This window comes from Burkholderia sp. GbtcB21 (assembly GCF_019091065.1).
GTDB classification, from domain to species: Bacteria; Pseudomonadota; Gammaproteobacteria; order Burkholderiales; family Burkholderiaceae; genus Burkholderia; species Burkholderia pyrrocinia_C.
The window spans coordinates 244,096-258,408 of sequence record NZ_JAGXKA010000011.1 but is presented as its reverse complement, the minus strand read 5'-3'; the positions used below and the strand labels follow the sequence as shown (position 1 = coordinate 258,408).

Genomic DNA, 14,313 nt, shown 5'->3' with positions numbered 1-14,313 from the left:
GCACCAATCGAAACGACGCCGAACCGGGCAAGAAGCAACGCAAGATCACGCAGGCCGACGCCGAGCACGTGATCGTGGATCTGGCTCAACGAAAGCAAACCGCCAAGGGGGTGCGGACAGAATCTTGGACTACCTTGGAGGTAGTTCATGTATTCGTACGAAGACCGCGTTCGAGCGGTTCGGCTCTACATCAAATACGGTAGGAGCGCATCGGCAACTATTCGCGAGCTGGGATATCCTTCGCGCAAGAACTTGGCACGATGGTACCGTGCGTTCATTGAGGCCGGCGATTTGCCGGCGGGCTACCGCCGCTCCAGGCCACGATACTCCGCCGAACAGAAGCAGATCGCGGTCGACCATTATTTGAGTCATGGCTGCAATTTTGCCGGGACCACGAGAGCACTGGGGTATCCATGTCGCGCAGTGCTGGCCGCGTGGGGCCACGAGCTGCGCCCCGATATTCGGAAACGTCTTGTCAGCAATGCTCCGAATGTGCCGTCGTCCCCACTGTTGAAGCAGGCAGCGGTCATTGAGCTGTGCACCAGAAACGGAGGTGCACGCGTGATCGCGGAAAAGATAGGCGTGAGCAGGCCGACGCTATACAACTGGCAAAATAAGCTACTCGGTCGTGAGGCTCCGGCATCCATGAAACGCCATAAGAATCTGGCATCGGCCCCTGAGCGGGCGGAACTGGAGCAGCAGCTGGAATCGCTTCGACGCGACATACGGCAGTTGCAACTCGAACACGACATCCTGAAGAAGGCCAATGAACTGTTAAAAAAAGGCCTGGGCATCGACCCGCGGCTCCTGAGCAATCGGGAGAAGACGACGCTGGTTGATGCCTTGCGGCAAATCTATGCACTGCCAGAACTGCTCGCCGTATTGGGTCTTGCGCGCAGTTCCTACTTTTACCATCGCGCACGACTGCTTGTCGCTGACAAGTATGCTGGCGTGCGTCGTGTCATCACAGACATCTTCGAACTCAATTACCGTTGCTACGGCTATCGCCGGATACGCGCGGCGCTCGGTAAGCAGCGGGTCTTCATATCGGAGAAAGTCGTGCGACGTTTGATGAGCCAAGAAGGTTTGGCCGCTGGCAGTGCCCACCGGCGTCGCTACGGCTCCTATCAAAGAGAAATAAGCCCCGCGCCAGAGAACCTCATCAATCGTGATTTCCGGGCGGCAGCGCCGAATAAAAAGTGGCTCACCGACATTACGGAATTCCAGATTCCAGCCGGCAAGGTGTATTTATCGCCTGTGATCGATTGCTTCGATGGGCTCGTTGTCAGTTGGTCGATCGGCACGCGTCCGGACGCCGAGCTTGTGAATACCATGCTCGATGCAGCGATCGAGACAGTGGCCGACAGCAACCTGCCATGCCAATCACATTACGTGATTAGTCGAAATGTCGTCCGAGAGGCAGGCCCGTGGACACGTCAGATGGTCGACGCTGAGGTGCGACGAGACAAAGCAGCAAAAGCTTTGCATTATGGCCACGATGCTGGCTCATCCAGGGATGCCGCACGTGCCCCCATGGATGCAGCGCCTGCAATTCAAGCGGTACCGGCAGGACCGGCAGAGCGATCAGGCATCCGGCGCGTTATCGCCAATATCACTCGCTGGCTGTTGGGCTAAGAGCGCGCCTTAGCAGCGCTCTCTGACGAAGACGCTGCATCGGTCGTTCATGCCGCTAGAAGCTGATGGCGAACCATGAGCGATCGATGCAACACAAGACGCCGCATTAGTACCCGCTATCTCGTGTCGAGAAAGATCGAACTCCCAAGATCGTGTGCCGACTCTCGCCACAAAACTTCCCCCCACTGCACTGGCACCCTGCAACGAAGACAGCCCGGCGACCTTGCACACACGCCGGGGGCGAAACCGCTGCGCTCACTGTCAAATGAGACGTCAACGATACGATGTTATCGATCGAAAATTGCGCAAAAGTTCTTCGATTGCAACGATTGACCTCGTATCCGCTCGGAATGGCATAAATTGAGCTGACAGTCGCCGAGATGTCGCCTTTTATTCAAAGACAACATATCGAGACTGCGGACATCTTTTCTGAGAGACAACAAACAAACACACACACCGTCGCCGGCCCTAACCCCTCCCGTACCGGCAATCGTCAATCCAACTGTATCGGTACTGTACCGCCAACCGTCGCTAAACTGACCTCCATCCCAGTCTCGAATCGAATGGAGAATCCGCGATGGAATTCCTCACCCTGAGCGCGCTGCCAGCCGGCATGCTGTTCGCGCTCGTCACGTCGATCACGCCCGGCCCGAACAACACGATGCTGCTCGCATCCGGCGTCAATTTCGGTTTCCGCCGCACGATGCCGCACCTGTTCGGCATCAGCATCGGCGTCGCGATCCTGATGCTCTGCGTCGGCTTCGGCCTCGGCGAAGCGTTCAAGCGCATGCCGCTGCTGTACACGATCCTCGAAGTCGCAAGCGTCGCGTACCTGCTCTACCTCGCGTGGCGCATCGGCACGTCGGGCGAAGTGAAGGCGAACGGCGGCAAGCCGCGGCCGATGACGTTCGTCGAAGCCGCCGCGTTCCAGTGGGTCAACCCGAAAGCCTGGATGATGGTGCTGACCGCCGCGACGACGGTCCGCCTGTCCGCCGACTACGGCATGAACGCCGCGTGGATGGCCGTCGTGTTCATCCTGATCGGCTTTCCGTGCATCTGCCTGTGGGCCGCGTTCGGCCTCGGCCTGCGCCGCTTCCTGTCGAACCAACGCGCGTTGCGCATCTTCAACGTGACGATGGCCGTGCTGCTGATCCTGTCGCTGTATCCGCTCATCGCGCACCTGCTGCCGCAGTGAGCGGATACAGCGCGCCCGTTGAGATTCATGTAATGCAGGCGTACCCTTTCGGTACGGGCGCGCGCAGCCGCTTCGCGGTCGCGCCGCTGCTGCCGGGAGAAAGCCGATGAAACCCATGCTGAGGACGGGCGAGCACATCGAGGGGATGCACTGGATCGCCGAGTATCGCCCGCTCACGCACGACATCCGCGTGCTGCGCGAGAACATCGAAGTCGGCATTTACTGCGCGCCGCCCACGCTGTTCGGCGAAGAGGAAGAGATGGGCGCCGCGAACCTCGCCGATCATCGCGGCCGGGAGGCCGCGCTGCGCGCGTATCTGCGCAACTTCGTCAAGGAACACGACGCGGAGGAATAGCGGCGCGAAAGGCGCCGTTCGCAAAGGGCCGGCGCATCGCGCCGGCCCGCGCTTCGCTCAATGTCCGAGCGATTCGATCTTGCCTGTCGGCTGCGCGACGCCATGCGGCCGCGCCATCTGCTTGATCAGCAGCGCGATGCACGCGAGCACGCCCGCGACGGCAATCGTCGCGAACACACCCGCGAACGTGAAGTGCCGGCGCGTCAGTTCGGCGACGAGGAACGACCCGGCAATCCCGCCGAAGCGGCCGACGCCGAGCATCCACGCGACACCGGTGCCGCGCCCCTCGGTCGGATAGAACGCGGCGGCAAGCGCCGGCATCGACGATTGCGCGGTGTTCATCAGCACGCCGGCCACGAACACGACCAGCACGAGCAGCCCGACGTTGCCGGCCGCCTGCCCGATCGCATACACGCTCACCGCCGTCAGCGCATAGCACACGGCGATCACGCGGTTCGCGTTGAAGCGGTCCATCAGCACGCCGCACAGCACGGCGCCCACGCCGCCGAGCGGGAACAGCGCCGAGATCAGCGTCGCGCTCTTCGGCGTCAGGCCGGCATCCTTCAGCAGGATCGGCATCCAGTTGATCGACGCGTAGAAGATCACGAGGCCCATGAAGTACGCGATCCACAGCATCACGGAGCCGACGATGTACGAGCGCGACAGCACGACGCCGAGCCCCTTGCCGCCCGTCTGCGGCGCGGCCTCGGTCATCGCGAACGAGCCGGCATTCAGCGCGTCTCGCGAGATGCGCGCGAGCGTTGCGCGGATCTTGTCGACGGCCTGGCCGCTCGCGACCATGAAACGCACCGATTCAGGCATCTTCAGCAGCAACAGCACGCCGAGCAGCAGCGGCGTCACGCCGCCGAGCATCAGCACGCTGCGCCAGCCGAAATGCGGAATCATCCATGCGGCCAGGAAACCGCCGAACGCGGCACCGAGCGGGAAGCCGCAGAACATCAGGTTGATCACGGTCGCGCGGCGCTTGTCCGGACAGAATTCGCCCATCATCGTGACCGCGTTCGGCATCGCCGCGCCGAGCCCGAGGCCGGTGATGAAGCGCAGGATCGTCAGGTGTCCGATGGTCGTCGAGAACGCGGACACGAAGCACGCGACACCGAACAGGAATACCGAGCCGAGCAGCAGCGAGCGGCGCCCGAGCCGGTCGGACAGCGGGCCCGACACGAGCGCGCCGCACGCGAGGCCGAACAGCGCGGCGCTCAGCACGGGCGCGAGATCGGGCTTGGTCAGGTTCCATTCGCCGAGCAGCGACGGCGCGATGAAGCCGATCGCGGCCGTATCGAAGCCGTCGAGCAGCACGATCACGAAGCACATGAGGAACACGAGCCATTGAAAGCCGCCGAACGGCTGCTCGTTGATGAAGGTCTGGACATCGACCACGGTTGCGCGATTCATCGCGTGTCTCCTGAATATATATGAGCAATACGGCATGGTTGCCGCGCCCTTACTTTGTTCGCCCACCGGCCATCCGGTGTGCCGCGCGCCGATACTCTGCCGGCGCGTTCATCGATCCCGTCGTCGACGGCCCGCTTGCGAAAGCGGGCCACGCGATCGGGTTGCGGCCGCCCTCAGCCGACCGCTCCTGACCGGCCGTCTTACGCGGCCGCGTCCTGTTCCTTGAAGATCTTGTCCGCGAGATGGAACGCGGAATTCGCGGCCGGCACGCCGCAATAGATCGCGGTCTGCAGCAGCACTTCCTTGATCTCGTCGCGCGTCACGCCGTTGTTGCGCGCGGCGCGCAGATGCAGCGCCAGTTCCTCGCCGCGGTTCAGCGCCACCATCATCGCGATGGTCAGCAGGCTGCGCGTATGGCGCGGCAGGCCTTCACGCGTCCAGATCTCGCCCCACGCATAGCGCGTGATCAGGTTCTGGAATTCGTCGGTCACCTCGGTGCGGTTCTCGAGCGAACGGTCGACGTGCGCATCGCCGAGCACCGCGCGGCGCACCTTCATCCCTGCTTCGTAACGTTCCTGGTCGTCCATCGTCGGTGCCTCACGCAGTCAGGAAATCGAGCAGCGCGCGGTTGAAGCCGCCGGTGCACTCGATGTTCGAAATGTGCGCGGCGTCGAATTCGACGTGAAGCGCACCGGGAATCGCGGCAGCCAGCGCGCGGCCCTGGTCGGGCGGCGTCGACATGTCCTTCGCGCCGGTCACGACGAGCACCGGCAGCGTAATGCCTTTCACCTCTTCGCGCAGGTCGGCCGCGTTCAGCGCGTCGCAGTTCGCCGCGTAGCCGTCCTTGTCGGTATGCACGAAGGTGTCGCGGATCGCGTCGAACAGGCGCGGCTCGCGTTCGACGAACGCATCGGTGAACCAGCGCGGCAGCACGGCGTCGGCGAGCGCGGCCATCCCTTCGGCGCGTGCCTTCTGCGCGCGCGGCGCCCACACTTCCGGCGAGCCGATCTTTGCAGCCGTGTTCGACAGCACCGCGCGAACGATGCGCGACGGGTAGCGCGCGGCCAGCGCGGCGCCCGTCAGCCCGCCCATCGAGATCCCGCAGAAATGCGCGCGCGCGATGCCGACGTGATCGAGCAGGCCGATCACGTCGCCCGCAAGCTGGTCGATCGTGTACGAACCGGCCGGCGCATCGGAATGGCCGTGGCCGCGCGTGTCGTAGCGCAGGATGTTGAAGTGCTGCGTGAGCGGACGGATCTGCGGCGCCCACATCTGCAGGTCGGCGCCGAGCGAGTTCGAGAAGACGAGCCACGGCGCGTCGTCGCGCGCGGCACGGTCGATCCGGTAATGCAGTTTCACGCCGTTGACAGTGGCGAAAGGCATCAATGTTCTCCTGGTTGGGTCGTGCCCGCATGCAGCGCGAGCACGGCGTCGACATAGGCCTGCGCCTCGCCGACGTAATGTGCGGGATCGAGCAGCCGCGCGAGCGCGTCGCGCGACAGGTGGGCCGATACGGTTGCATCGGCGGCGAGCACGTCGAACAGCGTCGCGCCCGTGCGCACGGCTTCCTTCGACGCATGCTCGACGACGTGGTGCGCATCGAGCCGGCCGATCCGGTCGCCGAGCGCGAGCATCACGGCTTCGCCGAGGATCAGCCCGTGCGTCAGGTCGAGGTTCGCGGCAAGGCGTTCGGTGTTGACGTCGAGGCCCGCGACGATCTGCGCGATCTGCGCGAGCGCGCCGCCCGTCAGGCGCGCGAGGTCGGGCAACGCATCCCATTCGGCCTGCCAGCCGCCGAGCGCGCGCTCGTGCTCCTGGACCATCCCCGCGAATACGGTCGCGACGAGGTTCGGCGCGCGTACGGCGGCGGTCAGCACGGCCGCGCAGCCGACCGGGTTGCGCTTGTGCGGCATCGTCGACGAGCCGCCCTTGCCGGCGGCGGCCGGCTCGCCGAGTTCGCCGACTTCGGTCTGCATCTGCAGCGACACGTCGCGCGCGATCTTGCCGAGCGTACCGGTCAGCATCCCGAAGCATGATGCGGCTTCCGCGATGCGGTCGCGCTGCGTATGCCACGGCACGGCCGGCACGGCGAGCTTCAGGTCGGCCGCGAGCGCGGCCGTGACGCCACGCGCGTGCTCGCGCAGGCTCGCGAGCGTGCCGGCCGCGCCGCCGAATTGCAGCACCAGCACGCGCTCGCGCAATTCGGCGAAGCGCGCGCGATGGCGCAGCAGCGCATCGAGCCATTGGGCGAATTTCAGGCCGAGCGTGATCGGCAGCGCCTGCTGCAGCCAGGTGCGGCCGATCATCGGCGTCGCGCGATGCGCGCGCGCGAGCGCCGCGAGCGATGCGCATGCTTCATCGAGCATCGGCTCGAGCACGTCGAGCGTGTCGCGCAGCTGCAGCACGGTGGCGGTATCGATGATGTCCTGGCTCGTCGCGCCCCAGTGCACGAACTTCGCGGCCTCGGGGTCGTCGGCCTTCACTTGCGCGGTGAGCTGCTTGACGAGCGGAATCGCGAGATTGCCGCCGAGCGCCGCGCCGTGCGCGAGCGCGTCGGCGTCGAGCCGGCTTGCGTCGCATGCGCGTTCGATCGGCGCGACCACGGCGGCGGGAATCACCTGCTGCGCGGCGAGCGCACGCGCGAGCGCGGCCTCGACGTCGAGCATCCGCTGGATCGTCGCGCGCGGCGACCACATCCGGTTGAGCGGCTCGGTGCCGCAGATGAGGGAGGTCAGGCGGGCGCTGTCTTCGAGCATGGCATCAGATTGGGGAAACGGCGTGCGCCTATTGTCCACCCAAGCGTGCCGGCGTGCGCTCGATCGCGCGCGCCGGCACGCCTGCGGTTCAGGCAGCGGCCTTTTGCGTCGCGTCGATCAGCGGCACGCCGGTCAGTTTCTGCAGTTCGTCGAACGACAGGTCGGTGAAGATCTCGCTCACCGCGAGGCCGTCGGCCGTCACGTCGAGCACGGCGAGATCCGTATAGATACGGCTCACGCATTGCACGCCGGTGACCGGATACGAGCACTGCGCGACGATCTTGCTTTCGCCCTGCTTCGTCAGGTGCTCCATCATCACGAACACCTGCTTCGCGCCGATCGCGAGGTCCATCGCGCCGCCGACGGCGGGAATCGCATCGGGCGCGCCCGTATGCCAGTTCGCGAGATCGCCGTTCGCGGACACCTGGAACGCGCCGAGCACGCAGTAGTCGAGGTGGCCGCCGCGCATCATCGCGAACGAATCGGCATGGTGGAAATACGCGCCGCCGGTGAGCAGCGTCACGTGCTGCTTGCCGGCGTTGATCAGTTCGTCGTCTTCTGCGCCGGGCGCGGGCGCGGGGCCCATGCCGAGCAGGCCGTTCTCGCTGTGCAGGAAGATTTCCTTGCTCGGGTCGAGGTGGTTCGCCACCAGCGTCGGCACGCCGATACCGAGGTTCACGTACGCGCCTTCGGGGATGTCCTGCGCGACGCGCTTGGCCATTTCATCGCGGGTCAGTCGTTTCATCTGGATATCTCCCTCAAGCGGCTTGCGATGCAGCGTGTTCGGCGGCCAGCTCGGCCGCATGGGCGGCCTGCGGCACCTCGACGATGCGCTGGACGAAAATGCCCGGCGTCACGATGTGTTCCGGGTTCAGCGCGCCGAGCGGCACGACTTCCGACACCTGCACGATCGCGACCTTCGCGGCGCTGGCCATGATCGGCCCGAAGTTGCGCGCGGTCTTGCGATACACGAGATTGCCCCAGCGATCGCCCTTGTACGCCTTCACGAGCGCGAAATCGGCGTGGATCGGCGTCTCGAACACATACGGCTTGCCGTCGATCACGCGCGTTTCCTTGCCTTCCGCGAGCTTGGTGCCGTAGCCCGTCGGCGTGAAGAAGCCGCCGATGCCGGCGCCCGCCGCGCGGATGCGCTCCGCGAGGTTGCCCTGCGGCACGAGCTCCAGCTCGATCTCGCCCGCGCGGTACAGCGCGTCGAACACCTGCGAGTCGCTCTGGCGCGGGAACGAGCAGATGATCTTGCGCACCTGTTTCGCCTTGAGCAGCGCCGCCAGGCCCGTCTCGCCGTTGCCCGCGTTGTTGTTGACGATCGTCAGGTCGCGCGCGCCCTGTTCGATCAGCGCGTCGATCAGCTCGGACGGCATGCCGGCCGTGCCGAAGCCACCGATCATGATCGTCGCGCCATCGTGAATGTCGGCAACCGCCGACTGAAGCGATTCGAAAATCTTGTTGACCATGTCTCTTCCTGATACGAACCCGCGGCACGATGCGCGGCCTGTCGAGGGGACACGCGCGTGCCGCGTGCCGCGCCGGGCCGATTTCGACCCCGGCATTTGTTCGCTATTCGAACCTAGATTCGATTAGCGAACGATGGCCGATCATAGAGTCGTGCACAGCGCGTTGTCAAGGCGGGTTGCCTCGGGGGTCCCTGCATCATCGAACGGCAGCCCGACGTAGTTTTCGGCGAGCGACTGCGCGGCGGCCCGCGAACGCGTCACGTATTTCAGCTCGGCAAACTTCAGGCGATTGACGAACGGCGAATCCTCCGGCGACGAATGCAGCATGTTCGTCATGAAGTACGAGAAGTGCTCGGCACGCCATACGCGCTCGAGGCAGGTCGCCGTATACGTGTCGAGCGGCGTCGCATCGCCCGTTCGGTAGCGTGCGCCGAGCGCACGGGACAGCGCGCGGACGTCGGCGACCGCGAGGTTCATCCCCTTCGCGCCGGTCGGCGGCACGATGTGCGCGGCGTCGCCGGCAAGGAACAGCCGGCCGTGCTGCATCGTCTCCGACACGAAGCTGCGCATCGGCGTCACGCTCTTCTGCGTGATCCGGCCCTCGGTCGGCGTCCAGCCCGTGTCGTTCGAGAAGCGCGTGTGCAGTTCGTCCCAGATCCGCGCGTCGGACCATTCGGCGAGGTTTTCATCGGGCTTGCATTGCAGGTACAGGCGCGTGACGGTCGGCGAGCGCATCGAGAACAGCGCGAAGCCGTTGTCGTGATGCGCGTACACCAGTTCGTCGAGCGACGGCGCCGCGTCGGCGAGGATGCCGAGCCATGCGAACGGGTAGACGCGCTCGAACGTGTTCAGCCGCTCGGCCGGGATCGACTGGCGCGCGATGCCGTGGAAGCCGTCGCAGCCGGCGATGTAGTCGCAGTCGATGCGGTCCGCGCGGCCGTCCGCGTGCTTGAACGTGACGAACGGGTGTTCGCCTTCGACGTCGTGCAGCGCGACGTCGCTGACTTCGAAGTGCATTTGGTGGCCATGCTCGACGCCGGCCGCGATCAGGTCGCGCACGACTTCATGCTGGCTGTAGACGGTGATCGCGCGCCCGCCGGTCAGTTCGGACAGGTCGATGCGGTGGCGCTGCCCGGAGAACAGCAGCTCGATGCCGTGATGCTCGAGCCCTTCGCGGCGCATCCGGTCGCCGAGGCCGGCTTCGTTCAGCGTATCGACCGTGCCCTGCTCCAGCACGCCGGCACGAATGCGGTTCTCGCAGTATTCGCGCGAACGCGCTTCGACGAGGATGGAATCGACGCCTTGCAGGCGCAGCAGATGGGAAAGCAGAAGGCCGGACGGACCGGCGCCGATGATCGCGACTTGGGTGCGCATTGTTCGTCTCCTGAACATTGGTTCGAGTAATGGAACACATTTGAGCGCTTTCCCGACTATGCGGCAACGCGATTCAGGAGATATGTTGTATACGTTTTGAAGATATTGGCCCGATGATGGATTCGCTCGATCTGAACCTCATTCCCTACCTCGTCGCGCTCGACGACACGCGCAACGTCAGCCGCGCCGGCGACCTGCTCGGCGTGAGCCAGCCGCGCGTGAGCACGGCGCTCGGCCGGCTGCGCGAGTATTTCGGCGATCCGCTGTTCGTGCGCACGTCGCGCGGGATGGAGCCGACGCCGCGCGCACTCGCGCTGCTGCCGGCCGCACGCGACGCGCTCGCGCAGATCGAGCGCGGCCTCGTCGCGCCGCACGACTTCGATCCGGCCGCGAGCACGCATACGTTCTCGATCGCGCTGTCGGACGTCGGCGAGATCGTGTTCCTGCCGAAGCTGCTGCAGGCGTTCGCGACGCGCGCGCCGCACGCGAACCTGCGTTCGGTCTCGCTCGCGCACGACGAAGTCGGACGCGGCCTCGAAGCCGGGTCGATCGATCTCGCGGTCGGCTACTTCCCCGATCTGGACGGCAACAACTTCTTCCAGCAACGGTTGTTCACGCACCGGTTCGTGTGCCTGATGCGCCGCGGCCATCCGCTCGAACGGACGCCGCCGTTCACGGTCGAGCAGTTCCTCGCGTGCGGGCACGCGGTGGTGCGCGCCGAAGGGCGCAGCCAGGAAGTGCTCGAGAAATACCTGGCGAAGCAGCGCATGCAGCGCCGCGCGGTGCTCGAGACGCCGCACTTCATGAGCCTGCCGTTCATCCTGAGCCGCACCGACCTGATCGCGACGGTGCCGCATGCAATCGGCTATGCGTATGCAGCCGAGCATGCGTTCATCGTGCCCGTCGAGCCGCCGCTCGCGCTGCCGCGCTTCGACCTGAAGCAGCACTGGCATCGCAAGTACCACAACGATCCACGCACCGCGTGGCTGCGCGGCGTCGTCGCGTCGCTGTTCAACGACGAGCAGGACGAATGGCCGAAGTGAGCGCCAGGGCCTGTTCGCGCTGGCACGCACGACCCGCGAAAGCATGAAACAATTGGCGGATATCGGCCGCCGCAGGCGGCCTTCGATGGAGCCACTACATGGGTAAAAAATCCGCACGGCCCGAGCAGGCCGCATCCCGGCCGAGCCGCGAAGAAGCAGAGGCCGCCGTCCGCGTGCTGTTGCGCTGGGCCGGCGACGATCCCGCACGCGAAGGCCTGGTCGACACGCCCGCGCGCGTCGTGCGCGCGTACGAGCAGTTCTTCGCCGGCTATGCGGTGGAGCCGCGCGACATCCTCGCGCGCACGTTCAGCGAAGTCGACGGCTACGACGAGATGATCGTGCTGAAGGACATCCGCTTCGAGAGCTACTGCGAGCACCACATGGTGCCGATCATCGGCCGCGCGCACGTCGCGTATCTGCCGAACCATCGCGTGGTCGGCATCTCGAAGCTCGCGCGCCTCGTCGACGCGTTCGCGAAGCGCCTGCAGATCCAGGAAAAGATGACCGTGCAGATCGCCGATACGCTGTTCGACGTGCTGCAGCCGAAGGGCGTCGGCGTGATCCTAGAAGCCGCGCACCAGTGCATCTCGACGCGCGGCGTGCACAAGCCGGGCGTCGAGATGGTCACGTCGCGCATGCTCGGCTCGTTCCGCACCGATCCGTCGACGCGGCGCGAATTCCTGTCGATCGTTGCCAATCCTTCTTCAGTCAACCTGACGAATACGTAATGGAGTCGACGAAGCAAACGGCGCACGCGCCCGTCGTGCTCGTCACCGGCGCCGCGCGCCGGGCCGGGCGCGCATTCGCCGAGTATTTCGCCGCACACGGCTATCGCACCGCGGTTCACTACGATCGTTCGGCCGATGCCGCACGCGCGGCGGCCCGCGCGATTGCCGAGCGCGGGCACGATTCGATCGCGCTGCAGGCCGACCTGTCGGATGCCGCGCAGATCACCGCGCTGATCGACCAGGTGTATGCGCGCTTCGGGCGCCTCGACGTGCTCGTCAACAACGCGTCGGTGTTCTGGCAGGACCATTTCCCGAGCTTCGATCTCGCGGCGTTCGACCAGGCATGGGCCGTCAACTGCCGCGCGCCGATCCTGCTCACGCGCGCATTCTACGAACGGGCGCGCGCGGCCGGCACGCAGGGCGTCGTCGTGAATGTGGTCGACCAGAAGATCAAGGAAAACTTTCACCGCGACCATTTCAGCTACACGGTCGCGAAGGCCGCGCTCGGCAACCTCACGCAGATGCTCGCGCTGTCATGCGCGCCCGTGCTGCGCGTGAACGCGGTGTTCCCGGGGCTGATGCTGCCGAGCGACGACCAGACGCAGGCCGACTTCGAACACGCGAGCCGCGCATCGACGCCGCTCGCGCGCATCGCAGGCCCCGACGACGTCGCGAGCGCGATCCTGCTGCTGACCGGCAACGCCTACAACGGCGTGGATTTCGTGGTGGATGCGGGGCAGAACCTGATCCGTGTAGACCAGGACGTGCTGTACAAGCACCGCTCGCCCGCCGGCAAGCACTGACGCACGCGCGGCGGCGGCCGGCGGCCGCGCGCCGCGTTACGGCTTCTCGGCGCTGCCGCCTTCGCGGGCTCTGGTCTGCGCGACGCTCGTGCCGGGCGGCACGCTGTGCGTGAGCCACACGTTGCCGCCGATCACCGAGCCGCGCCCGATCGTCACACGGCCGAGAATCGTCGCACCCGCATAGATCACCACGTCGTCCTCGACGATCGGGTGCCGTGCGTTGCCCTTGACCAGCGCACCTTCACCATCGGCAGGGAAGCTCTTCGCGCCGAGCGTGACGGCCTGGTACAGGCGCACGCGCTCGCCGATGATCGCCGTCTCGCCGATCACGACGCCGGTGCCGTGGTCGATGAAGAAGCTCGGGCCGATCTGCGCGCCGGGGTGGATGTCAATGCCGGTGGCCGAGTGGGCGATTTCATTGATGAAGCGCGCGAGCAGCGGCACGCCGAGCTGGTGCAGCGCGTGCGCGAGCCGGTGGTGCATCATCGCCAGCACGCCCGGATAGCACAGCAGGATCTCGGTAATGTGCTGCGCGGCCGGATCGCCCGCGTACGCGGCCTGGATGTCGCTGACGAGCAGCGCGCGGACCGCCGGCAACTGCCGGCCAAACTCGCGCGCGATCTCGAACGCGCGCTCGTCGAGTTCCGCGAACGGCGTGTCCGCATGCTCGGGCAGGAACGGCAGCGCGCGGCGAATCTGCTCGCACAGCACGCGCAGCGTGCTTTCGAGCGTGTGGCCGACGTAGTAGTCGACGCTTTCGTCGGTGAGATCCGGCGCGCCGTAATGCGTCGGAAACATCGACGCGCGCAGGCCGGTCACAATCTTGCAGATCGCATCGCGGGACGGCAGTTCGCGGATGCCGCGCGGATGGCGCGTGCGATGGAGTTCCTCGCGCGACTCGCGCAAGCCGGCGACGATTTCTTCGAGGCCCCACTGACGGACGGGTGATGTCGACATATGCAAATGCAGGCGGCCGCGCTCGGTCGCACGGCCGCTAATAAAGTGACGGGTTCCGCAAGATTACCGCGTTTTTTGTCCGGGAGCGGCACACCGGGGATCGGCCGAACGGCCGACGATGCCGGAAACGCGACGGCGTCAGATCACGATGCTGCTCGCGTCGATCCAGCGCACGGCCCAGTCGCGCGCGTGCGCGATCGCGGCGCCTTCGTCGTTGAACTGGAGCTCGGTCGGGAAAAAACGGTTCGCAACCAACTCCCCGTCGCTCGATCGGGAGATCACGACGTAGGGCTTGAACGAACCGTCACTGGCGCGCGCGGGCGCGCAATTCAACAGATAACCGCGGTGCGTGAAGGCAGTAGTCGCTTGCATGAATCCGCCACCTCTAGTCCCTTGTTTGTTGTTCACTACCCGTCTTTAAGGGTGCTGCGGCGCCCCGGCGCGGGCAGAGGCGGCGAGATCGCATCCCCTGTCGCCGCTTCGCAGGAAAAGAATCATACTCTGTAGAAAACGCGTCTTCTAGCTGAAATAAATCATGACAAATCAGTGCGCGTCGCGCGACCGCGGCGGTCGCCC

14 protein-coding genes and 1 pseudogene are annotated in these 14,313 nt (G+C 65.6%); 6 read left to right on the top strand and 9 right to left on the bottom strand.

Annotation, left to right across the window (positions count from 1 at the left end; all coding sequences use genetic code 11):
• Nucleotides 1-147 precede the first annotated feature (147 nt).
• From KVT39_RS24135 to KVT39_RS24125, 3 genes and pseudogenes are all read left to right on the top strand, one after another.
• A pseudogene (locus tag KVT39_RS24135) lies at nt 148-1,362 on the top strand (IS3 family transposase); the annotation flags it as partial.
• A gap of 850 nt (nt 1,363-2,212) precedes the next feature.
• On the top strand, nt 2,213-2,830 hold the full coding sequence (locus KVT39_RS24130; RefSeq protein ID WP_175749696.1) for a LysE family translocator: 618 nt from the start codon (nt 2,213-2,215) through the stop codon (nt 2,828-2,830).
• A 106-nt stretch (nt 2,831-2,936) separates the two neighbouring features.
• Nucleotides 2,937-3,185, top strand: a complete 249-nt coding sequence (locus KVT39_RS24125) for a hypothetical protein (RefSeq protein WP_111019268.1) — start codon at nt 2,937-2,939, stop codon at nt 3,183-3,185.
• Between the two features lie 57 nt (nt 3,186-3,242).
• Here KVT39_RS24125 and KVT39_RS24120 read toward each other — a convergent pair whose 3' ends face one another.
• The 7 genes from KVT39_RS24120 to pobA form a co-directional block, all read right to left on the bottom strand.
• Nucleotides 3,243-4,601 (bottom strand): MFS transporter, encoded by a 1,359-nt coding sequence (locus KVT39_RS24120; RefSeq protein WP_217590357.1) that lies wholly within the window; start codon nt 4,599-4,601, stop codon nt 3,243-3,245.
• Between the two features lie 200 nt (nt 4,602-4,801).
• Nucleotides 4,802-5,188 (bottom strand): 4-carboxymuconolactone decarboxylase, encoded by a 387-nt coding sequence (pcaC, locus tag KVT39_RS24115; protein WP_217590356.1) that lies wholly within the window; start codon nt 5,186-5,188, stop codon nt 4,802-4,804.
• A 10-nt stretch (nt 5,189-5,198) separates the two neighbouring features.
• Nucleotides 5,199-5,984, bottom strand: a complete 786-nt coding sequence (gene pcaD, locus KVT39_RS24110; protein WP_175959826.1) for a 3-oxoadipate enol-lactonase — start codon at nt 5,982-5,984, stop codon at nt 5,199-5,201.
• Complete coding sequence (locus KVT39_RS24105; RefSeq protein ID WP_217590355.1) at nt 5,984-7,357, bottom strand: 3-carboxy-cis,cis-muconate cycloisomerase; 1,374 nt, start codon at nt 7,355-7,357, stop codon at nt 5,984-5,986. The genes pcaD and KVT39_RS24105 overlap by 1 nt, the downstream gene beginning before the upstream one ends.
• An 88-nt stretch (nt 7,358-7,445) precedes the next feature.
• Entirely contained in the window at nt 7,446-8,102 is a 657-nt protein-coding gene (locus tag KVT39_RS24100) for a CoA transferase subunit B (RefSeq protein ID WP_047903702.1), read from the bottom strand.
• Nucleotides 8,103-8,115: 13 nt separating this feature from the next.
• Entirely contained in the window at nt 8,116-8,832 is a 717-nt protein-coding gene (locus tag KVT39_RS24095) for a 3-oxoacid CoA-transferase subunit A (protein ID WP_034181459.1), read from the bottom strand.
• A 141-nt stretch (nt 8,833-8,973) separates the two neighbouring features.
• Nucleotides 8,974-10,206, bottom strand: a complete 1,233-nt coding sequence (pobA, locus tag KVT39_RS24090; RefSeq protein ID WP_217590354.1) for a 4-hydroxybenzoate 3-monooxygenase — start codon at nt 10,204-10,206, stop codon at nt 8,974-8,976.
• A 116-nt stretch (nt 10,207-10,322) separates the two neighbouring features.
• Between pobA and KVT39_RS24085 the strand changes: the two genes are divergently transcribed.
• From KVT39_RS24085 to KVT39_RS24075, 3 genes are all read left to right on the top strand, one after another.
• Complete coding sequence (locus KVT39_RS24085; protein WP_217590372.1) at nt 10,323-11,249, top strand: LysR family transcriptional regulator; 927 nt, start codon at nt 10,323-10,325, stop codon at nt 11,247-11,249.
• 98 nt (nt 11,250-11,347) lie between these two features.
• The gene (gene folE, locus KVT39_RS24080; protein WP_034181462.1) at nt 11,348-11,977 is read left to right on the top strand and encodes a GTP cyclohydrolase I FolE; all 630 of its coding nucleotides are present in this window, start codon (nt 11,348-11,350) and stop codon (nt 11,975-11,977) included.
• A complete protein-coding gene (locus KVT39_RS24075) occupies nt 11,977-12,780 on the top strand; it encodes an SDR family oxidoreductase (RefSeq protein WP_105391328.1) in 804 nt (267 codons plus the stop codon). Before folE ends, KVT39_RS24075 begins: the two co-directional genes overlap by 1 nt.
• Nucleotides 12,781-12,816: 36 nt before the next feature.
• Here the strand turns inward: KVT39_RS24075 and epsC are convergent, their stop codons facing one another.
• Entirely contained in the window at nt 12,817-13,737 is a 921-nt protein-coding gene (epsC, locus tag KVT39_RS24070; RefSeq protein ID WP_034181464.1) for a serine O-acetyltransferase EpsC, read from the bottom strand.
• Between the two features lie 138 nt (nt 13,738-13,875).
• Nucleotides 13,876-14,109: a hypothetical protein gene (locus KVT39_RS24065; RefSeq protein WP_034181465.1), complete on the bottom strand. Its 234-nt coding sequence runs from the start codon at nt 14,107-14,109 to the stop codon at nt 13,876-13,878.
• Nucleotides 14,110-14,313: the final 204 nt, after the last annotated feature.